The following is a 21,939-nucleotide window of genomic DNA, read 5'->3' as shown; positions in this document are numbered from 1 at the left end:
TCCTGAGTTGTGCCATTAGTGCGAAAGTTCGGAACCCAAGAGTTTACCGAGCACGCTGCCAGCAAATTCATCGGTATCCATCTGCATCACGTGAACCTCGCCGGTTTGTTCATCACGGATGTGGGCTTCATGTACATTCAAGAGCTCTTTCCTGAGCTGCCGTAGCGATCGCCTCGTATTGATCTCCAAGTATTTGCCCATCATCAAGCCCATGAAGCAGATGAGCATATGGCCCCTGATGGAGTCTTGGGTGCGATGGAAGATCGGTCTTGCCTGCAGGTCTGACTTGCTCATGCGGAACGCTTGTTCCACATGCCAGAGATCGCGATAGTATGAGATCACATCCGCGCTTGACATCGTTTCTTCAGGAATGTTCGAGACAAAGCCCTTGACGCCGAGCAGTTTCTCGGTCTTGGCCTGAAGCGCCGTATCGAACATGAACGGCTTGTCTTTCTCTTTGGACTTCTTGACGAACTTTGCTCTCCGGCCAGGCTCATTTTTTTCAAGCAGGACAAGCGCCCGCTTGACCTGCTTGTCGAACTCTCGCTTGTCTTTCTTGTACCGGGCATCGGAGAACTCACAAATCATGGCAGCATTCTCGACAGCGTGTCCATAGTCGAAACGCCTCACGGCCTTGTCGGTACGGGGCAGTTTCCGGTCGATCTGGTCGATGAAGCCCGCTGCAGTGTTTGCCAAACGGGCTCCAACGATGTAGCAGTACCCTTCCTTCTCCAACTCTTGCATGTTGGTTTTCGAGAGCATCGCCGCATCGGCTATGATCACCGGTTTGGTTTTGCCGACCCGTTCCTGGAATCGCTTCAGGATGGCCAGCATCGTATGGCCTTCGAAGGTGTTGCCTTCAAATACCTCGTGCATGACCGGGAACCCTGATCGGGTGGTGATCAGGCCGATGACGATCTGCGGCTGCATCGGTTTGTTGTCCTTCGAGAAGCCGGGCTTCTGAAAGTTGTATTCCTTGAAAGACTCAAAGTACAGTGTGGTGACATCGTACAGCACCAGGCTGTACTTCTCCTGCATGTCGTCACGGGCGGTTTGAATCGCTGCGCTCTCAATCGCCGCTTGATGCTCAAGAAGCTTCGGCAACATGCGATGGAGCGTTCTTCTGGAATACTGGACATTGAAATGCGATTCGAGAAGCTCCAGCGTCATCAGCTTCGAGGCTGGTTCGATGATGCGCATGAGCGCCAGGTCCAGATACAGCTCGGGCAGGTTGCCAAGGCCGCATTTCCGGGCGCAGGCCAAGAGGACCCTGCGGGCAAACTGATGAGTGACGCCGACAAGTGTGGAGCGAGCAAAAGCGTCCTGAAACGATAATGGTGGCGGCGGGGGTGCTGGAGTTTCTGCAAAGAGGTTTGGCTGCCGGCAATGGGTTTCAGCGTATTGTCGGGCCTCGGCCATCAGTAACTCGAGCTCTTGCTCGGTATGAGCACTGCCGATATGCTTGAGGAAAGAACGTTGCTTCCCTTTGTTCTGGACTACCTGGACGGCAGTCGCTCCGGACTTGGTCCGAACGGTTCTGATTGTCAAGTCTCCGCGCATGGATGCAAGATACCATTAGTGCGAAAACCCGGAAACCAGAAAATGCTAACCGATAATAAAATAATGACTTAATTTCTGGTACCCGCGGATTTTTAAAAAATGGCACAACTCAGGACGGAGACAACGTCGCCATCAACATTAAAAGCCTCATGTCCGGCATAAGTACCGAACATGAGGCTTTCATGTTTCACGCAGCCCTCTCTCTGAGAGGAGCCCCGGAACCGCTTACGCTTTGGCCCGTTTAACGGCCTTTGCGCGCAAATTCCCGTCAAGAATCTTCTTTCGAAGCCTGATGCTCTGAGGAGTCACCTCGACCAGTTCGTCATCGTTGATGAACTCGAGCGCCTGTTCGAGCGAGAGCTTTCGGGGAGGAGTAAGCCTGACGGAATCATCGGTGCCTGAAGCGCGCATGTTCGTCAGTTTCTTGGTCTTGCATATATTGATGGTGATATCGAGGTCCCTCGATGACTCCCCGACGATCATGCCCTCATAAACACGGGTATTCGGAGAGATGAAAAAGGTACCGCGATCTTCGAGACTTCCGATTGCGTATGCCACGGAAACCCCTGTTTCTGTCACCACAAGCGCTCCGGTCTCGCGTGAAGGCAGCTTACCCTTGAAGGGCTGATAGTTATGAAAGACATGTGAAAGAATACCCTCGCCCTTGGTGTCGGTAGTGAATTCAAGATTGTAACCGATAAGGCCCCTTGTAGGAATTTCGAACTCGATGCGCACCATTCCGCCGCGCAACGTGCCCATATAGACCATTTCGGCTTTCCGGCGGCCCATCTTTTCGATCACCACGCCGGTATACTCCTCGGGCACGTCTATAGTGACATGCTCGACCGGTTCGAGCACCGTGCCGTCCACGTCTTCCTGCAGAATCACTTCGGGTCTTGAAATGGCAAGCTCGTATCCCTCGCGGCGCATGGTCTCGATAAGTACCGACAGATGCAGTTCGCCCCTGCCGGAAACGCGGAAAGTATCGGCGCTTTCGGTCTCCTCGACCGTAAGAGCGACATTGGTCATAACCTCCTTCATCAGACGCTCGCGGATCTTGCGGCTGGTAACCTCCTTGCCTTCCTGACCGGCAAAAGGAGAATCGTTGACCGAGAACAGCATCGAAAGAGTGGGCTTGCTGATTTCGAACGACTCAAGCATATCGGGAGTATCCGCAGCTGCAAGCGTCTGGCCGACATTCGCGTCGGCTATTCCGGCGACGGCGATGATATCCCCGGCGGAAGCCTCCCGGGCTTCAACCCGCTGCAGCTTGTCGAAAAGAAAGAGCTTGCTGACGCTGCCCTTGCTTATGACTCCCTCTGAAGAGACAACCGCAAGCTGACTGCCGGGAGTTACTTTTCCGCGATGGATCCTGCCGATAGCGATCTTTCCGATATATTCGCTGTAGTCGAGGCTGGTCACCAGCATCTGGAAACCGGCATTCTCGTCACCGTCCGGAGGCGGAATCTCCTTGATGATCATGTCAAGAAGCAGGCTCATGTCCTGATCCCCGTCATCCATGCTGTACTTGGCGATGCCCAGCTTTGCTGAAGTAAAGAGATAGGGAAAATCGAGCTGCTCCTCTTCCGCGCCGAGCGCGATAAAGAGATCGAGCACCTGGTCATGCACCTTGACGGGATCCGAATTAGGACGATCGATCTTGTTGATGACTACAATAGGTTTCAGATGAAGTTCGAGGGCCTTGCGAAGCACGAACTTGGTCTGGGGCATCGGACCCTCGAATGCATCGACAAGCAGGAGAACGCCATCGACCATCTTCAGGATGCGCTCGACCTCTCCGCCGAAATCGGCGTGACCGGGAGTATCGACGATATTAATTTTATGATCCTTGTAGAGCGCAGCGGCATTTTTGGAAAAAATCGTGATGCCCCGCTCTCTCTCCTGGGGGTTTGAATCAAGCACCCTGACGCTGACTTGCTGATTATCCCTGAAAACACCTGTCTTCTGAAAAATCGAATCCACAAGCGTGGTTTTTCCATGATCAACGTGCGCGATGATGGCTATATTTCTGATATCCTGTCTCTTGCTCATCTTTGTTATCTTTGCAAATAAGTATATTTTATTTCGTAACGGCCCGAATATACATTTTTTTCTGTGTTTCGTGCCGATAAACTTCGCGCCCTCAAGTCCAAAGGCAGAAATGGCTTTCGAAATATGGCGTCTCCTTGTTTTACCAACAACAACAGCTCCTGCTCATACCAACGTCATGGATCATTTCATACACAGCAATATAGCCCTGTTCGTTCTCATACAGCTTGTGTCGCTGCTCTATATCGTCACAACGCTGCTCTACGGGGCACATTTCTTCATGGACAACAAACCGGCGGGACGCTACAAACAGCCGGCCCTTGCGCTGACCGTCCTGTCCCATGTGGTCTACCTCGGACTGCTAACCTCCCTTGAAGGCTACAAACTGAGCTATTCCACCTTCAACATCATGAGCATGGTGGCGCTTACGCTGGCCATCACCTACATTTTTATCGAGTTCACCACCAAAAGCGACAAAACCGGCTTTTTTGTACTATCCTTTTCCGCCGGCGCACAGATCATATCGTCGATTTTCACCGCGCAATCTTCAGGATACGGTCCTGCATTCAGCGGCCTCGGCATCGGCGTCCACCTTATTGCGGCAATCTTCGGTTTCAGCGCAATCGCAATCGCCGGACTCTACAGCATTCTCTATCTTCTTCTCTTCCGCCAGATCCAGAAAAACCGGTTCGAGCTCCTTTTTCAGCGACTGCCGAGCCTCGAGGTGCTTGAAAGGCTCACCATGCATGCCGTGGCGTTCGGATTCATCTTTCTCTCCATAACCCTGTTCGCAGGCATCATCGAGCAGAAAGCATCAGGCGAAACAATCAGGCTGCTTGAACCCCGCCTGATTTCACTGATCGCGATCTGGATAATCTATGGCGCAAGCATTTTCGTAAGGCCGATAACCGGATGGGATCTCAAGCACATGGCTTATCTGTTCATCGCCCTTTTCGTTTTCATTACGGCACTGATCCTGCTGATGACCATATTTTCGCCATCTTTTCACGGGCTGGTGCTTGAAAATGCACAGCGTTATTTCAACAGCGCTTACATTTGATATTTATAGCCTTTTGCGATATATTAAACTTCGGACAGGTTTTTCTGCGCTCAGCGCAGCGCAAGAGATTTTCGTGCATATACCCTAATCTGCTCATTTAAAACAAGCCTGCTATGAACATCATTTCAGTCGGTGTCAATCACAAAACAGCACCCATTGAAATCCGTGAAAGAATCGCTCTTTCTGAGGTTCAGAATAAAGAGTTCATCACCGATCTCATCTCAAGCGGCCTTGCTCATGAAGCGATGGTGCTTTCCACATGCAACCGTACGGAGTTGTATGTCGTACCGGCAATCGCCGAAGTGACCGGAGAATACCTCAAGGAATACCTCATAGCATACAAGGATGCCCGCAAGGAAGTCAGGCCCGAGCACTTTTTCAGCCGTTTCTACTGCGGCACAGCCCGACACCTCTTCGAAGTGGCGAGCGCCATCGACTCGCTGATTCTCGGCGAAGGCCAGATTCTGGGTCAGGTCAAGGAAGCATACCGGATCGCCGCAGAGGTTCAGGCCGCAGGAATCCTCATCACCCGTCTCTGCCATACGGCATTCAGCGTCGCCAAGAAGGTGAAAACCAAGACAAAGATCATGGAAGGCGCCGTATCGGTCAGCTATGCTGCCGTAGAGCTTGCGCAGAAAATCTTCTCGAACCTTTCGATGAAGAAAATACTCCTGATCGGCGCGGGCGAAACCGGAGAACTGGCAGCAAAGCACATGTGCCAGAAAAACGCCCGCAACATAGTAATCACAAACCGGACCCTGTCAAAAGCCGAAGCGCTGGCCGAAGAACTTGGAACAGGAAAAGTACTTCCATTTGACGGCTACAAGGAGCACCTGCACGAGTTCGATATAATCATTACCGCCGTCAGCACGAAGGATTATATTCTCAAAGAGGCGGAAATGCATCAGAGCATGCAGAAACGCCGCCTGAAACCCGTTATCATTCTCGATCTCGGACTGCCCCGAAATGTCGATCCCGATATTTCGAAACTGCAGAACATGTTCCTCAAGGATATCGACGCCCTCAAGCACATCATCGACAAAAATCTCGAACGCCGCAGGGCCGAACTGCCCAAGGTTCAGTCCATTATCGAGGAGGAACTCGTTTCATTCGGTCAGTGGATCAATACGCTCAAAGTCCGCCCCACCATTGTCGATCTTCAGTCGAAATTCATCGAAATCAAGGAAAAGGAGCTTGAACGGTACCGTTACAAGGTAAGCGAAGAAGAGCTCAGACGGATGGAACATCTTACCGACCGCATTCTGAAAAAGATCCTGCACCATCCAATAAAGATGCTCAAGGCACCGATAGACACATCCGATACCATCCCCAGCAGGGTGAATCTTGTCCGTAATATTTTCGATCTCGAAGAACCAAATCAATAACTCTCACTTCAAATCTGTAACTGCTTTGAAAAAACAGCTTATCATCGGTACAAGATCCAGCCCTCTCGCCCTGTGGCAGGCAGAATTCACCAAGGCCGAGCTTTCGAGACATTTCCCCGAACTTGACATCACCCTGAAGCTGATCAAGACCACCGGCGACGTGCTCCTCGACTCTCCTCTGTCGAAAATCGGCGATATGGGTCTGTTTACCAAGGACATTGAAAAGCACCTGATTGCAAAAGAGATCGATCTTGCCGTCCACAGCCTCAAGGATGTGCCGACAAGCACTCCGGAAGGGCTTATCATCACCTCTTTTACCGAACGTGAAGATACTCGGGACGTAATTATTTCGAAAACTGGCGCCAAACTGCTCGATCTGCCCCCGAACGCAAAAGTGGCGACAAGCAGCCTCCGCCGAATGTCGCAGCTGAAAAGTCTCCGGCCGGACCTTGAAATCCGCGATATCCGCGGAAACCTCAACACAAGGTTCAAGAAATTCGACGAAAGCGACTTCGATGCGATGATGCTCGCGTACGCAGGAGTTTACCGCCTTAACTTCAGCGACCGAATCTCCGAAATACTTCCTCACGAGATCATGCTTCCGGCTGTCGGCCAGGGCGCTCTTGGCATCGAAACCCGCGTCGACGACGAACAGACCAGAGAAATCGTCAGAATCATGAACCACTCCAACACGGAGTATTGCTGCAAAGCCGAAAGGGCCCTTCTGCGCCACCTTCAGGGCGGTTGCCAGATCCCTATCGGGGCATACGCCTCCTTTAAAAACGGCACGCTCAACCTGCTCGCATTCGTAGGTTCTGTCGACGGCACCGTCGGCATCCGCGATGAAATAACGCGTACCGGCCTCAGTTCTCCCGATCAGGCTGAAGAAGCCGGCATAGCGCTCGCCGAAGAACTGCTCAAACAGGGCGCAGACAATATCCTTTCCGCAATACGCAAGACCTGCTGATGAAAAGCGTACTTGTAACCCGTCCGAAACATCAGGCGGAAACTTTTGTAAGGGAACTGGAACAGTACGGCCTGACCTCCTTCGTCTTTCCGACAATCGAGATCAGGCCCGTTCCGGGCTGGAAAGTACCGGATCTCTCTTCGTTCAGCGGAGCATTTTTCACCAGCCCGAACAGTGTGCGTTTTTTCATGGAACGGCTGCTTGAAGAGGCACCTGAAGAACTTGACAAACTTCGCGGCATCAGGGTCCGGGCTGTCGGCAAAACGACCGCAGGCGATCTGGCCCGGTATGGCATAGCGACCGAACCTGTTCCGAAGATTGCCGATGCCGTCAGCCTTATGGCCGAAATCGAGCCTGAAGTCATCAGCGGCAATGCATTCCTCTTTCTTCGCGGAAGCCTTTCGCTCGGCACCATTCCTGAAGTCATTTCGCGTCGCGGGGGCATTCTGACGGAAATCACGGTTTACGAAAACGTCAAACCCTCAGCAGCCGATGCCGAAATCGTCAGGCAACTGATCCGGGAAGGAAAGCTCGACTGTCTCTCTTTTACCAGCCCCTCTACCGCCGAAAATTTCTTTGAAGCTGTCGGCACAACCGAACTTCCGGAACGGTTGCTGACTGCAGCCATCGGCACCACGACAGCCGCCGCCCTTCAAAAACTCGGCGTACGAGTCGATATCGTACCGGAATACTTCGATGGCCCGAGTTTTGCGAAAGCGATCGCCGAAGCATTGCAATCACATCCCTGATTGCCGCCGCAACTGCTCCTTGACGGAATCAGGCTTCAGGAATCGCGTGAATCCGCATCAGGATCGTATGGCGGATCAAGATCCGGATCGATGTCCGCGGCAGGTACCGAAATAAATTCGGAACTGTCCCCGGATTCCGTGGCCGCATCAGCTTCGCTTCCGACTGTTGCGGCAGGAAAAAGAGTGAGCTGGCGTACGTGGCGTACGGCGTACTTCGTCTCTCTTTCGGAAGGAACGGTTTCCTCCATACATGATTCGCAGGATGCAATATGAGCATCTGCGGCCGCATCGCTGTCGAATTTTCGTTTCTGGCCTCTCCTGTTGTAAGCGGTCTGCTGCTGAAGAAGCGCCGTTATCCTTTCCGTCTGCTCGACAAGACCGGAAATCGTTCGACCCGGATTGTTCATGTCTTCGATATCGCCCCGTATCGCATGCAGATGCCGCATCATTTCGGCACGCAATTCGGCAAGATCGCGCCGAAGTTCCTTTCCTGTGGCGTCCGGTTCATGACGGCCTCCCTCAGGCCAGCCGGTAACCTGCAGGACAATCACTATGATGAGCAGAATAACCGCCAGCAGCAGCAGAATTGTCGTCAGCATCATAAGCTCTCTCCTTTGCGAACCGCGTCAAGAAGCAACGAGCCGAGAGCGGCATTGCAGCTTACCAGTCCCTGACCGTCGATAACTGTTTTTCCCCGGTAATCGAAACAGCGGCCACCGGCTTCGAGCACGATGGGAATGACGGCAGCGCAATCCCACGGACTCATTATTTTATCGACGGCAACCTCGGCCCTGCCGGATGCCACCAGCATATGGCCGTAACAGTCGCCCCATCCCCGCACAAGTCCCGCAACTGAGCGGAGCCGATCGACCGGGTGTTCGGACAGCGGATCGAGGAGGTACTCTTTTTCAGTAAAAACAACCGTTGCCTCTCCGATCCCGCCGATCGGGGAAACCGAAACCGGCGATCCGTTCATGAACGCCCCGCATCCGCTTTCGGCATAAAAAAGGTGACCGAGCGCAGGAAAGCTGATGGCGCCAAGCCGCAAGGAACCATGCTCTTCAAGAGCGATCATGACGCCATAGAGCGGAACGCCATGAATGAACGAACGGGTGCCGTCGATAGGATCCATGATCCATCGCCTGCCGTTATCCGATGGCTTTTCCTCGAACTCCTCTCCCAGCAGGCCGTCATCGGGAAAACGGGATGCGATAGCCGATCGGATCAGTTCCTCTGCCTGGCGGTCCGCTTCGGTAACCGGAGAGTCGTCCCTTTTGGAAAAAACCTTCAGCGTTTTCCTGTTGAAAAAGTCAAGGGTAAGACGACCGGCGCGCTCGGCTGTATCGAGCGCAAGTTGAAGCTCTGGAGTCATCGGGCAGGAATCTTCGGATGATAAGGTGTTAAAAAAAATAAAAATACATTCCATCCCGGGGACTGCAAAACTATCGCAACATTTTCTATCTTCCAGAGAATATTCAGGTTCGGGGCAATAAACGCCTCAGACTCATAAATAACTGCTGAAAACAGTCACTATCCCAACACCACCTCATGAAACGACTACTTGCCGAGAGAGAGAAAGCCCGACTCGGAGGAGGAGAAAAGCGTATTGCCGCGCAACACCATAAAGGCAAGCTGACTGCACGGGAAAGAATAGACCTGCTGCTTGACGAAGGCTCTTTCGAAGAATACGATATGTTCGTCACGCACCGTACAACCGATTTCGGACTTGGAAACGAACACTATCTCACCGATGGCGTCATCACCGGCCACGGCACCATCTCAGGTCGTCCTGTCTATGTATTCTCGCAGGATTTCACGATTTTCGGCGGTTCCCTTTCAGAGACCAACGCAAAAAAAATCTGCAAGGTGATGGACCGCGCCATGAAGGCGGGAGCCCCGCTCATCGGCATCAACGACAGCGGCGGAGCCCGCATCCAGGAAGGAGTACGAAGCCTGGCCGGCTATGCGAGCATTTTCCAGCGCAATATCATGGCGTCCGGCGTCATTCCTCAGATATCAGCCATTTTCGGCCCTTGTGCAGGCGGCGCTGTCTACTCCCCCGCACTGACCGATTTTGTCGTCATGGCCGAAAAAACCAGCTACATGTTCGTAACCGGCCCGAAAGTCGTTAAAACGGTTACCGGCGAATCGATTTCCGAGGAAGATCTCGGGGGGGCTTCGGTTCATGCGACAAAATCGGGCGTCACCCATTTTGTCGGAGCTGACGAGGAAGAATCCATTCTGCTGATCAAAAAACTGCTGAGCTATCTGCCACAGAATAACCTTGAAGACCCTCCGCTCGCATTCTGCGACGATCCCCCGGACAGGCTGATCGACGAACTGAACACCATCATACCGGAAAAACCTTCGACGCCTTACGACGTAAAGGACGTCATTCACGCTATCGCCGATAATGCGGAATTTCTTGAGGTTCACCGCCAGTATGCACGAAATATCGTAACGGGCTTCGTCACCTTCAACGGCATTTCCACCGGCATTGTCGCCAACCAGCCGAACTATCTGGCAGGATGTCTCGACAACGACGCATCGCGCAAGGGCGCAAGATTCGTAAGGTTCTGCGACGCGTTCAACATACCTATCGTCACCCTCGTCGATGTTCCGGGATTCCTTCCGGGAAGCGCCCAGGAGTTCAACGGCATCATCACGAACGGCGCCAAACTGCTTTTCGCATACGGTGAGGCAACCGTGCCGAAAGTCACGGTCATACTGAGAAAAGCCTACGGCGGCGCCTATTGCGTCATGAGTTCGCGTCACCTCAGGGGCGACATCAACTATGCCTGGCCAACAGCGGAAATCGCGGTCATGGGACCATCCGGCGCTATTGAAGTACTCTACAACAGGGATCTCAAATCGTTCAGTGACGAACAGGAAAAAGCCGCGTTTACAGCAGCTAAAGAGAGCGAATACCGTGATAAATTCGCCAATCCCTATGAAGCTGCAAAATACGGATATATCGACGACATCATAGAACCCAGAAATACGCGATTCCGCATCATCCGGGCCTTGCAGATGCTCGCAACAAAAAAAGACACCAATCCTCTGAAAAAACACTCGACGCTGCCATTGTAACCCTACAGGAACATGAATCGCATCTCAACCATATTTCCCGCAACAGGAGCAATCCAGGCCGACAACCTCATTCTGGCCGCAACCGGATACACGGTTGTGTTTTTTGCCCTGCTTCTGCTCTACTTCGCATTCCGTCTTCTCCCGCATCTCCTCGCTTTCAACCTGAAAAGAAAGCTCATCAAAACAGGGGAACCCGAAAAAGCCAGACAGGCGGGAACCTCCGTCACCGGTGAAGTCAACGCAGCAATCGCCATGGCGGTCTATCTCTACCTGCACGAGCTGCACGACCATGAAAATGCCGTGCTTACCATAAAAAAAGCCGCGAGAATCTATTCTCCGTGGAGCTCCAAGATTTATAACGTCATTCATTTCAGAGGGCGCTGAGCATGAAACGCTACACCTTTACCATAAGCGGTAACACCTATACGGTCGACATAAAATCCCTTGAAGAAAACCTTGCGGAAATCGAAGTAAACGGCACGCTGTACGAAGTGGAACTCGGCAAGGAGATACAGACTCCCAAAACGCCGAAACTGGTCCGCTATACCGCACCCAAGCCAAAAGCCCCCGAACCGCTTACGACGACAGGCCTGAGCCTCATCAAAGCTCCGCTGCCGGGAACGATTATCGCGGTGAACGTAAAACCCGGTTCAACGGTAAAACCCGACCAGCCGTTGCTGGTCCTCGAAGCCATGAAAATGGAAAACAACATCTATGCAGAAAAATCAGGCATAGTGAAAACCATCAACGTAACGACCGGCACGAACGTCATGCAGGGCGATATTCTCATAGAAATGGAGTAACCCGACATGGAAGGAATTCTCAGATTCATCGAATTTTCCGGCTTCGCAAATGTCACCGCCGGCCATATCGTCATGATCCTTATCGGTTTTCTGTTCATCTACCTTGCCATCCGTTATGAATATGAACCGCTGCTGCTTGTTCCCATAGGATTCGGCATACTTATCGGCAATATCCCCTTTCTCGAACATGCAGGCCTTCAGCTCGGCATCTACGAGGAGGGCAGCGTGATGAACTATCTTTATCAGGGCGTTCTAAAAGGCATCTATCCGCCCCTGATCTTTCTGGGCATAGGAGCAATGACCGATTTTTCGACGCTGATTTCCAATCCGAAACTCATACTGCTCGGAGCGGCAGCGCAACTCGGCATTTTCACGACCTATCTTGGCGCTCTCATGCTGGGATTCACCAATCCGGAATCGGCATCTATCGGCATCATCGGCGGAGCCGACGGGCCGACAGCCATATTCCTCTCTTCAAGGCTGGCCCCTGAGCTTATCGGCTCGATAGCTATCGCCGCATATTCCTATATGGCGCTGGTACCCATCATCCAGCCGCCGATCATGCGGCTCCTGACAACCGGAGAGGAACGGAAAATCAGAATGAAACCTCCAAGATCGGTAACCCGGCAGGAAAAAATTCTTTTCCCGGTATTGGGGCTGCTTCTGACAGGATTTCTCGCTCCGGGTTCTCTTCCTTTGCTCGGCATGCTGTTTTTCGGCAATCTGCTCAAGGAATCGCTGGTGACCAAACGGCTTGCCGATACGGCCAGAAATGCCATGATCGACATCGTCACCATCATTCTCGGAGTAACGGTCGGAGCATCGACACAGGCGACAACCTTTCTGACTCCCCAATCGATGCTCATTTTCGTGCTCGGCGCACTGTCCTTCATGATATCGACGGCCGGCGGCGTACTGTTCGCAAAATTCATGAACCGTTTTCTTTCAGATGACAATAAAATCAATCCGCTCATCGGTGCGGCCGGAGTCTCTGCCGTACCGGACAGTGCAAGGGTTGCACAGATGGAAGGACTGAAAGCCGATCCCACTAACCATCTCCTCATGCATGCCATGGCGCCAAACGTTGCCGGAGTAATCGGTTCAGCCGTCGCGGCAGGAATAATGCTGGGTTTTCTTATGTAAATACAGTTATCGTTTATTCGGATTTCACCCCTTTTTTTACGACACCGCACTTTATGAAATTCACGGCTTTTCGTATTTTAAGGCTTTTTGGAACCTAACCTGAAAACCATCATGAGCCAGCTCGATCTCCTCAATATTGTCCACCGCCCGAGAAGACTCCGCAAATCGGCAGCTATCCGTAACCTCGTACAGGAATGCACGCTCTCGGTAAACGATCTCGTGTTTCCCTTGTTCGTCTGCCCGGGGAACAATATTGTCGAAGAAGTCTCCTCGATGCCGGGCAGTTTCCGTTACTCTATAGATAACGCCGTCAGGGAGTGCCAGGAACTCCAGGACCTCGGCATTACCTGCATCGACCTTTTCGGCATTCCCGAAAAGAAAACCGAAGACGGCAGCGAAGCCTACAACGATAAAGGGATTATTCAGGAAGCGATCCGCGCCATCAAGGCAAAACTTCCCGATCTCTGCATCATGACCGATGTTGCTCTCGATCCCTTCACACCGTTCGGACACGACGGTCTGGTCAGGGACGGCATCATCCTCAACGACGAAACCGTCGAGGTGCTTTGTAAAATGGCAGCCTCCCATGCCAACGCAGGCGCGGATTTCGTCTCTCCGAGCGACATGATGGACGGTCGTATCGGCGCTATACGCGAGTCCCTCGACGACGCAGGTTTTTCCGACGTCGGCATACTCTCCTATGCGGCCAAATACGCATCGAGCTTTTACGGCCCGTTCCGCGACGCCCTGCACTCCGCTCCGCAGTTCGGCGACAAGAGCACCTACCAGATGAACCCCGGCAACACCGACGAAGCCATGAAGGAGATCGAACTCGATATTATGGAAGGTGCCGACATCGTCATGGTCAAACCCGGCCTTGCCTATCTCGATATCGTCAGGCGCGCCAAGGAGCGTTTCGACGTACCGGTAGCCATCTACCACGTTTCAGGCGAATACGCGATGGTAAAAGCCGCAGCTGAACGGGGCTGGATCGATGAAGAGAGGGTCATGATGGAGTCGCTGCTCTGCATGAAACGCGCCGGCGGCGATATGATCTTCACCTATTACGCCAAGGAAGCCGCAAAAAAGCTCCGCTGACAGAAAGCGCACCATTGCTGAAACAGGTTATTTTTCATATGCCCGGCTGTTCCATCGGTATAGCCGGGCCTTTTTACTCTTGAGCGACACATGATACGATACTTTACAGCGGGCGAATCCCACGGACCCGCACTCACGGCAATCGTCGAAGGCCTGCCTGCCGGCGTTACCGTTTCGCAGCAGGAAATCGACGCCCAGCTGCAGCGCCGCCAGCAGGGCTACGGCCGTGGCGGAAGAATGAAAATCGAGAGCGACAAGGCCGAAGTGCTCTCCGGAATCCGTTTCGGCAAAACCATCGGCTCGCCGATAAGCCTGCTCATAAGAAACCGCGACTGGGAGAACTGGACCGCCACCATGGCAAGGTTCGAAAATCCTGTAACGGAAATACCGAAAATCACCATTCCGAGACCGGGACACGCAGATCTTGCCGGAAAAATAAAATACGGATTCGACGACATCCGTCCGGTCATCGAACGATCTTCGGCAAGGGAAACCGCCGCGAGAGTAGCAGCAGGAACGCTGGCCCGAATATTTCTCAAGGCCCTTGGCATCGAAATCGGCAGCTATGTTTCCTCCATCGGTACCGCAACGGAACCTGCGCACAATCCTGAAATCGAAAAACTGCTCCGTGACGGAGCCGAAGCCCTCGCCCTGAAGGCCGATGCCTCGCCGGTCAGGATGCTCGACAACACAACCGAACACAGCGCCATTGCCGCTATCGATGATGTCAAACAACAGGGCGATACACTTGGAGGCGTTATCGAGATCTTCATTACAGGCGTGCCCATGGGGCTGGGAAGCTATGTACAGCACGACCGGCGGCTCGATGCCGAGCTTGTATCGGCCCTGTTGTCGATACAGGCCATCAAGGGAGCCGAAATCGGCCGAGCTTTCGATAATGCCTGCAAACCGGGATCCCGGGTTCATGATGAATTTCACCTTGTTCCCGGCAAAGGACTCGAAAGAAAAACCAATCGTTCAGGCGGACTTGAAGGCAGCATGACGAGCGGACAGACCATACACCTGAGAGCTGCCATGAAACCTATCTCATCGCTGGTTTCGCCATTGCACTCATTCGACCTTGCGACCATGCAGCCGACGCTCTCCCGTTTCGAACGCAGCGATACCTGCGCCGTACCTGCAGCAGGCGTGGTAGCCGAAGCCGTTATCGCCCCGGTTATAGCCAATGCGCTGCTTGAAAAACTCGGAGGCGACCATTTCGAAGAGATCAGCAGCCGGCTGCGGAATTACCGGCGCTATCTGCAGGAAGTCTTTCAGACCTGAAGACCGGCATGACGGGCGCTCAGGCCTTCCTTCTCCTTATCGACCAGCTTCTGATTCATTTCACGTGAAGGTTCGGCAACTTCCGTGCGACCGACAATCTGGGCCGGAACGCCGGCAACCGTATAATGCGGAGGCACATCGTCAAGCACCACGCTGCCCGCTCCTACTTTGGAGCCTTCGCCGATCACCACATTGCCGAGTATTTTCGCTCCCGCGCCTATAAGAACGGATTTGTGCACTTTCGGATGACGGTCGCCGGTCTCCTTGCCGGTTCCGCCGAGCGTCACCTCGTGGAGCAGCGAAACATTGTCGTCCACGACAGCCGTCTCTCCGATAACCAGACTGGTCGCATGGTCGAGCAGAATACCCTTGCCGATAACCGCCGCCGGGTGAATATCGACGGCAAACACCTCCGACATCCGGTTCTGAATGAAATACGCCATTGTCTTGCGGCCGTTCTTCCACAGCCAGTGAGCCAGCCGGTATGCCTGCAGCGCCTGGTACCCTTTCAGGAAAAGCATGATTTCAAAATAATGCACGGCAGCCGGATCGCGCTGCTGGGTCGCAACGAGATCGTGCAGCGCATACTCGACCTGTTCCGGGCTCTGGCGATAGAAATCCTCGAACAGCCCCTGCAGCACAAGCGGCGGAAAATGCTTCGAACCGAGTTTCACCGAAAGCAGCATGGCAAGCGAAGAGCCGAAATCATCGAAACGCAGAATATGCTGCTCGAGAAAAATACTGATTTCCGGATCGCGACCGCATTCGTTCGCTGCCTCGGCAACGATCGCCTTCCATATATTTCTTAAATCTTCATGCATGGGTCATTATACTTCTATCCCTTGAAAAAACATCCTCATTGCTTTCACGGCGGCGATTGCCGTCGCGTCATGCGCACTCAATGAAAGCAGATCGGAAACTAAAAGGTTTCAGCCGATAATACCAATCCTTAATGCACGGAAACGAATCGGCATCATACAGGCTGATCCTGCTGCATCTGAAACTCCGCAGTAAACCAGAAAGTAGATCCGCTGCCCTCGATGCTGTTCAGCCCGATCTCTCCCCCCATCAAGGCGACGAGCTGGCGAACGATGGAAAGCCCGAGCCCGGTACCTCCGTATTTTCTTGTCGTCGACGAGTCCGCCTGGGTAAACTGATCGAAAATAATCCGCTGCTTGTCGGCCGATATACCGATACCGGTATCCATGACCGAGAATAACAGCCGCAGCGTACCGGCATCGCAGGACTCGAGCTCGACCCTGATGACAACCTCCCCGCGTTCGGTAAACTTCACGGCATTACCCGCAAGATTGTTGAGCACCTGTCGGAGCCTGGCCGGATCGCCGCGCATAAGGAGCGGCACATCGGCTCCGAAACTGTAAGCAAACCCGATCCCCTTCTGCTGCGCGTTGCATGCGACGCCGCCGGCAACCTCATCGACAAGATCGGCAAGATCGAAATCGACGATTTCAAGCACAAGCTTTTTTGCCTCGATTTTACAGATATCGAGAATATCATCTATCAGTTGAAGCAGCGACATCGCACTCGAATCGACCGTTTCTGCCAGCTGCTTCTGTTCGCCGGTAAGTCCGCTATCGAGAAGCAGACCGGTCATTCCGATAACGCCATTGAGAGGAGTACGTAATTCATGGCTCATGTTTGCCAGAAACTCGCTTTTCGCCCTGCTTGCCTTCTCTGCATTCCGCGTCGCCTCTTCAAGCATCGTGTTGGCATCTCGTAACAGCTGTTCCTCCCGCTTTCTCTTTTCAAGGTCGTCGATCACCCAGATCACCCCCTTGTCGAGATCCTGCGGATCGAGCGCCTTGCCCGAGAGGCTGCACCATACAGGCGATCCATCCTTGCGACGCAGCTGGTATTCAACCTGAAACTGCTCGCCTTCAGTGAGCTTTTCATAGTGCACCTGTCCGAACTCCTCGAACCGTTCCATGCTCAGATGGAGCCGCGCCATGCCGATACCGGCGAGTTCATCCGGGGAATCGTAGCCCAGAATCCCGGCAAGACGCCGATTGCCGCGAACACAGACTCTCCCCCCTCTGAGCAGCATGATTCCGATATGTGAATTGTTGAAAATATGTTCGAACTCGAGCGTTCGGGCCCGAAGCATCTCCTCGGACGCCTTTCTTTCGGTAATATCCGTATGCGAACCGGCCATTCTGAAAGGAATGCCATGTTCGTCCCGTACAGCTTCTCCCCGCGCAAGAATCCACCTGCAGCCGCCATCCTTATGCTTCACGCGAAACTCCTGCCTGTACTGTCTGATGCCTCCCTTCAGGTAACGGGCAACATATTCTGTCACAGAAGCGCGGTCATCGGGATGTATGTTATCTGAAAATGAAGAAAATTCATTCGGCAGTTCATCGTCCGAATAACCGAGCATGCGCTTCCACTGCGGCGAAAGGTAGAGCGTACCGTCCCGCAGGCTCCAATCCCAGATGCCGTCGTTACTTCCATTGACGGCCAGCATGAACTGCTCGCGGCTCTTTCTCAATTCCGCCTCGACCATTTTGTTGCCGGTAATATCAAGCAGAATGCTTTCGCACTTGACATAATCTCCCTGCCAGTCCCGACGAATGGTGGTCATATCCTTGATCCAGCGAATACCGCCGTCGGCATGCATCACCCTGTAGTCGTCATGCTGAACCGTTGTAACGGATCTGTCGAGGAACGCCTTCTCCGCCCGCTTCAGAATAAGCACCAGATCCTCCGGATGAACAAGCGAAGCGAAAGAAACCCGACCCGACCTGAAATCCGATGCCGGATACCCGAACAGCTCGAGCGTATTGCCTGAAACATATTCAACCGGCCATGCATCCCTTTTTTTCCATATGAACGCCGCAGCCTGACTTCGTTCGAGCAGATCGTTGGCAAGCCGGAGCTTGCCCGCCTCATCGATTTTATGCAGCGCATACCCGATATCCCGAACAAGCTCGAAAAAATATTCCTGTTCACGAGATATGCGGGAAAAAGATTTCGGTACCGAAACCGAAAGTACCCCATAAACAATATCGTCGCAAGCAAGTACACCCGAAAACCCCGATCTGCCGCTATAGCATGACGAAAGAGGGCATTGCCGGCAATCGGCCGAAGGATCCTCGACAATCAGATGATGCCTGCCGCCCATTACCTCCCTGACGCAGTCCGGAAACTCACCTCTTCTCAACTGCTCTTCCATTTTTTCAAAAGCGGCACCTATACCGGAAAAAGCCGTATGACGCAGGGTACCGGAACCATCAAGAAGAATCGCCCATGCATTGAAATATTCAAGCGTGCCGGTAAGTGCCTGACAGACCCTTGAAATCAGCCGGCAGGGATCCTGCTCGGTAATGATCAGGTGATTGACACGACGAAGGGCCTGCAGCACCTGATAATCGTGATGGATCGGATCGGTTTCGATCCGGCTCCCGCCAGGCAAAGGATACCCGCACTGCCGCAACTGATCCGGAGATTGTTCGTTCATAAGTTCATAACAGATAATCTACTGAGCGAAGCTCATTCCTGCATGACGCAACCATGCTCTATGACAACAGCAACAAACAGAATAAACATGGGGAGAAAAATTGACCCTTTACTGTCCGGTTGACGGAAACCGTTAAAAGGCACACACCAAATATATACCATTCCTGCAAGTCGGCCAATAAAACAAGAAAATAAAAACATTTATACGCTCATCTCAATGTATCGCCCGAGCCTCTTGCCATAATCAGCCAGAGAGCGGGACGAAAGGAAAGCCTGTCGGGACTACGCAGCAGCAATGTGGGCGAGTAATGATTTTTCAGGATAGGGGTGCCCTCGTTCGAACACTCATGAAAACCTCTGAAAAGTGTATGCAATAACACGCATACATAGCACATTTCATATCAACAAAGAAATAAAAAAGGCGACATAAATGCCGCCTTTCGAGCAAGCAGAAGCCCCATCTTCCGCTCTACTCTTAATTCCGCGGGCGCGGAACATGTGCTGAATGTAATAAAACGATACCGACAAAAAAGTATAAAAACAATTTTACGCACAAATAAATACATCCCTTCTATACACAATACAATAGATATATCTGCACATCACAAATATCAATTCACATATAATATCAATATCATTAATGGGCGCATTCAGGAAGTCCGAAACAGGGTCGAAAACTTTCCGGTCAATATGGTCTTCAGGCTTAAGCACTGGTTCAATCAATACTTTCAGGCGTTCAATGAGGAAATGTCCGTTAAAAGACCCCACATTTTATGTCGATAGTATGAGAAAATTCTTATATCTTCATGTATCTGTTTCATGTAATGATTATAAAACATCACGTTCCATTCCCTGCAATGGCCGATAACAACGAGCAGAAAAAGGCCGGAAAACCATTCTGCAGAGATACTGCAAGGCACGACAGGGAAATAACGACACTGAAAAGCGAGTTTCTCAACAACGTTTCATACGAAATCAGAACCCCTCTTAAGGGCATCATCGGCATGACAGACTGCCTGCTCGATTCCGAACTTGACCTGAAACAGCGCTTTTTCGCTGAAACCATCAGATCGAGCACGGTTTCGCTCCTTCTACTTACCGATGCCATCCTGACGTTTTCTAACACCGTTTCCGGAACCCTCAATGCAGATCGACGCGCTTTCTCGCTTTCGGATCTGTTGTCGGAAATCGAAAAGGCGCTCTCTCCTGCCGCAGGGCAGAAAGGTATCGGGTTTTTCATTCATATCGATACCGGCGTACCCGACCGGATCGAGGGGGATCCGGAAAAACTGAATCATGTACTGACAAGCCTTGCGGAGAATGCCGTCAGGTTCACGGCCAAAGGCAACGTGGACATCCTGGTCGCTCTTGAACAACATGGCGAAAAGAACGATACACTACGCTTCACTGTCAACGACACCGGACCCGGCATACCTGAAGACAAGATCGGAACAATCTTCGATCCCTTTTCGCAGATTGACGGCTCATCGACGCGCAAACAGGAGGGACTCGGCATCGGGCTGGCATTAGCGAAAGCGCTGGCTAGGCTTATGGGAGGCGAAATCGGCATGGAAAACCGTAAGGAGCACGGCGCATGTTTCTGGTTTACTGTGCCGGAATGCCGTTCACGTCAGAAAAACCGCCCTGAAGTGCCTGCTGTGGCCGCAAACACACCTGCCGAACCAGCAACGCCATCTTCAGCCATAATAACCTCCTCGGATAATGAAAATCGGCCCAGAATACTTGTTGCAGAAGATAATCCCGTCAATCGGCAGGTACTGCACCTGATGCTGCAGAGATCGGGTTTACGGGCTGATTTTGCCTTGAACGGAAAAGAGGCCGTCAATGCTTTTGAAAAAAGACATTACGACCTCATTTTCATGGATATTCAGATGCCTGAAATGGATGGCCTCGAAGCGACCCGCATCATCCGGCGGATAGAATCCGGAAAAAACACTCCGATCGTTGCCCTGACAGCCCACACCAGACAGGAAGACCGCGAAAGCTGTTTCGAGACAGGCATGAACGACTTTCTTCCGAAACCATTGAACCGTCGGGAATTTGAACATGTTCTCCGGCACTGGCTGCCGGAATTCAGCATGCCTGACTGATGCCCGAGCGAGTAACAGAATCCCATATTAAGAATTCCTCTATGCCAGAGCATATGCAAACCCTTGCAAGGCCCGGAATAAGCCCGGGATTTCATTACCGCCTGAGAAAGTATATACAGAAAAAGCATGGATCGATCAATGCCTTCTGCCGGGCAGTCGGTATAAAATATCCGGCACAGATGACGCCATACCTTACCGGCAAATGCGCCCCTGGCAAAAAAATGATAGAACGGCTGGAAATGGATGGCGCCGATATCCAATGGCTCCTGGCGGGCGAAGTTCCCCATCAGACCTCGACGATACTCGGAGAAACCCTTATGCTTTCCCGATACCGCATGGACATCGATACCCTTTTTCGCAAGTTTCGTCTGCATGTACAAACGTTTTCAGACCTTTACAAACCCTGCATCGATGCATACGCCGTGCTTGACCACAACAAATCGATCGTTGACCTGAGCGGCTCTCTTGAAAACTATCTTGGGTACCCAGGAGACACGTTATCCGGAACGAACCTGAAAAACATCATGCATCCTGAAGACTTCAGCGTAATAGAAAAAGCCCTTGAAAAAGAAACGAGAAATGAGGCGATTGTAACGTTCAAATCCAGGTTCAGGAACTATGATGGTTCATATATCAATGCCGAATGGTCTCTGGCAATGCATACAAAACCTATGAGCGACCTGCCGGAGTATGCCATGATCGTCAAAAGCAGCGAATCATAAGCGCAACATACTCTGAGAGCAAAAAAAAATCTACTTCGGCACTGCATTCGACTTGCTATTATAATCACTGCAGCAGGTTCAGGCTCATGAGCAGTTCCTGGCCGCTGAACGGTTTCTTGAGCGTGGTATGCGCACCAAGCGCGTCCGCAAGAACCAGGTAGTTGTCGGGTCCGACTTTTCCCCCGCCGGAAATGGCTATAATCTTTATCGAGGGATATTGACGACGGATCTCCATGATGGTTTCGATACCTTCCTTTTCAGGCATGATAAGATCGGTGATCACCAGATCGATCTCCGGACGCCCCTTTAGGAACTCCAGGCCCGATTTGCCGTTTTCTGCCTCGAAGACGGTATGTTCGGCCTTTTTAAGCGTAACGCCGATGAATTTTCGTACGGCGCTATCGTCATCGATAACAAGTATATTCATTGTACCTGCAATTA

Annotated in this window: 19 protein-coding genes; 12 read left to right on the top strand and 7 right to left on the bottom strand. The window is 52.2% G+C overall.

Features of this window, described 5'->3' with window-relative positions; all coding sequences use genetic code 11:
- Nucleotides 1-15: 15 nt before the first annotated feature.
- Together K4305_RS09690 and typA are read right to left on the bottom strand one after the other, a co-directional pair.
- Nucleotides 16-1,560 (bottom strand): IS1634 family transposase, encoded by a 1,545-nt coding sequence (locus K4305_RS09690; protein WP_442880453.1) that lies wholly within the window; start codon nt 1,558-1,560, stop codon nt 16-18.
- Between the two features lie 225 nt (nt 1,561-1,785).
- Complete coding sequence (gene typA / locus K4305_RS09685) at nt 1,786-3,612, bottom strand: translational GTPase TypA (RefSeq protein ID WP_331562210.1); 1,827 nt, start codon at nt 3,610-3,612, stop codon at nt 1,786-1,788.
- A 175-nt stretch (nt 3,613-3,787) separates the two neighbouring features.
- On the opposite strand from typA, the gene K4305_RS09680 reads away from it, so the two are divergent.
- The 4 genes from K4305_RS09680 (at nt 3,788) to K4305_RS09665 (ending at nt 7,770) form a co-directional block, all read left to right on the top strand.
- Nucleotides 3,788-4,669 (top strand): cytochrome C assembly family protein, encoded by an 882-nt coding sequence (locus tag K4305_RS09680; RefSeq protein WP_331562209.1) that lies wholly within the window; start codon nt 3,788-3,790, stop codon nt 4,667-4,669.
- A gap of 113 nt (nt 4,670-4,782) precedes the next feature.
- The gene (gene hemA, locus K4305_RS09675) at nt 4,783-6,054 is read left to right on the top strand and encodes a glutamyl-tRNA reductase (protein ID WP_331562208.1); all 1,272 of its coding nucleotides are present in this window, start codon (nt 4,783-4,785) and stop codon (nt 6,052-6,054) included.
- A gap of 25 nt (nt 6,055-6,079) precedes the next feature.
- Nucleotides 6,080-7,021 (top strand): hydroxymethylbilane synthase, encoded by a 942-nt coding sequence (gene hemC, locus K4305_RS09670; protein ID WP_331562207.1) that lies wholly within the window; start codon nt 6,080-6,082, stop codon nt 7,019-7,021.
- On the top strand, nt 7,021-7,770 hold the full coding sequence (locus K4305_RS09665; RefSeq protein WP_331562206.1) for a uroporphyrinogen-III synthase: 750 nt from the start codon (nt 7,021-7,023) through the stop codon (nt 7,768-7,770). The genes hemC and K4305_RS09665 overlap by 1 nt, the downstream gene beginning before the upstream one ends.
- A 35-nt stretch (nt 7,771-7,805) precedes the next feature.
- Here K4305_RS09665 and K4305_RS09660 read toward each other — a convergent pair whose 3' ends face one another.
- Together K4305_RS09660 and hisN are read right to left on the bottom strand one after the other, a co-directional pair.
- Nucleotides 7,806-8,372 (bottom strand): hypothetical protein, encoded by a 567-nt coding sequence (locus K4305_RS09660; RefSeq protein ID WP_331562205.1) that lies wholly within the window; start codon nt 8,370-8,372, stop codon nt 7,806-7,808.
- Nucleotides 8,369-9,142 carry a histidinol-phosphatase gene (gene hisN / locus K4305_RS09655; protein WP_331562204.1) on the bottom strand — a complete coding sequence of 258 codons (774 nt, stop codon included), beginning with the start codon at nt 9,140-9,142 and terminating at the stop codon, nt 8,369-8,371. Before hisN ends, K4305_RS09660 begins: the two co-directional genes overlap by 4 nt.
- A 176-nt stretch (nt 9,143-9,318) precedes the next feature.
- Between hisN and K4305_RS09650 the strand changes: the two genes are divergently transcribed.
- The 6 genes from K4305_RS09650 to aroC all read left to right on the top strand — a co-directional run bounded on the left by K4305_RS09650 (nt 9,319) and on the right by aroC (nt 15,188).
- A complete protein-coding gene (locus K4305_RS09650; protein ID WP_331562203.1) occupies nt 9,319-10,860 on the top strand; it encodes an acyl-CoA carboxylase subunit beta in 1,542 nt (513 codons plus the stop codon).
- A 12-nt stretch (nt 10,861-10,872) separates the two neighbouring features.
- On the top strand, nt 10,873-11,244 hold the full coding sequence (locus tag K4305_RS09645; protein ID WP_331562202.1) for an OadG family protein: 372 nt from the start codon (nt 10,873-10,875) through the stop codon (nt 11,242-11,244).
- A gap of 2 nt (nt 11,245-11,246) precedes the next feature.
- Nucleotides 11,247-11,663, top strand: a complete 417-nt coding sequence (locus K4305_RS09640) for a biotin/lipoyl-containing protein (RefSeq protein ID WP_331562201.1) — start codon at nt 11,247-11,249, stop codon at nt 11,661-11,663.
- Nucleotides 11,664-11,669: 6 nt separating this feature from the next.
- Nucleotides 11,670-12,806 carry a sodium ion-translocating decarboxylase subunit beta gene (locus tag K4305_RS09635; protein ID WP_331562200.1) on the top strand — a complete coding sequence of 379 codons (1,137 nt, stop codon included), beginning with the start codon at nt 11,670-11,672 and terminating at the stop codon, nt 12,804-12,806.
- A 111-nt stretch (nt 12,807-12,917) separates the two neighbouring features.
- Nucleotides 12,918-13,904 carry a porphobilinogen synthase gene (gene hemB, locus K4305_RS09630; RefSeq protein WP_331562199.1) on the top strand — a complete coding sequence of 329 codons (987 nt, stop codon included), beginning with the start codon at nt 12,918-12,920 and terminating at the stop codon, nt 13,902-13,904.
- 90 nt (nt 13,905-13,994) lie between these two features.
- The gene (aroC, locus tag K4305_RS09625; protein ID WP_331562198.1) at nt 13,995-15,188 is read left to right on the top strand and encodes a chorismate synthase; all 1,194 of its coding nucleotides are present in this window, start codon (nt 13,995-13,997) and stop codon (nt 15,186-15,188) included.
- Here aroC and cysE read toward each other — a convergent pair.
- Together cysE and K4305_RS09615 are read right to left on the bottom strand one after the other, a co-directional pair.
- Nucleotides 15,179-16,009 carry a serine O-acetyltransferase gene (gene cysE / locus K4305_RS09620; protein ID WP_331562197.1) on the bottom strand — a complete coding sequence of 277 codons (831 nt, stop codon included), beginning with the start codon at nt 16,007-16,009 and terminating at the stop codon, nt 15,179-15,181. The two genes, aroC and cysE, sit on opposite strands and share 10 nt — an antisense overlap.
- A 152-nt stretch (nt 16,010-16,161) precedes the next feature.
- A complete protein-coding gene (locus K4305_RS09615; RefSeq protein ID WP_331562196.1) occupies nt 16,162-18,666 on the bottom strand; it encodes a PAS domain-containing protein in 2,505 nt (834 codons plus the stop codon).
- 856 nt (nt 18,667-19,522) lie between these two features.
- Here K4305_RS09615 and K4305_RS09610 point away from each other — a divergent pair.
- On the top strand, nt 19,523-20,776 hold the full coding sequence (locus K4305_RS09610) for a response regulator (RefSeq protein ID WP_331562195.1): 1,254 nt from the start codon (nt 19,523-19,525) through the stop codon (nt 20,774-20,776).
- A 53-nt stretch (nt 20,777-20,829) separates the two neighbouring features.
- Nucleotides 20,830-21,498: a PAS domain-containing protein gene (locus tag K4305_RS09605; RefSeq protein ID WP_331562194.1), complete on the top strand. Its 669-nt coding sequence runs from the start codon at nt 20,830-20,832 to the stop codon at nt 21,496-21,498.
- A gap of 64 nt (nt 21,499-21,562) precedes the next feature.
- On the opposite strand, the gene K4305_RS09600 is transcribed toward K4305_RS09605, so the two are convergent.
- The gene (locus tag K4305_RS09600) at nt 21,563-21,925 is read right to left on the bottom strand and encodes a response regulator (protein WP_331562193.1); all 363 of its coding nucleotides are present in this window, start codon (nt 21,923-21,925) and stop codon (nt 21,563-21,565) included.
- Nucleotides 21,926-21,939: the final 14 nt, after the last annotated feature.

Source organism: Chlorobium sp. (genome assembly GCF_036528655.1).
Taxonomy (GTDB): Bacteria; Bacteroidota; Chlorobiia; order Chlorobiales; family Chlorobiaceae; genus Chlorobium.
Note: the sequence above shows the minus strand (reverse complement) of the source record. Positions and strands in the feature narration are given on the sequence as shown.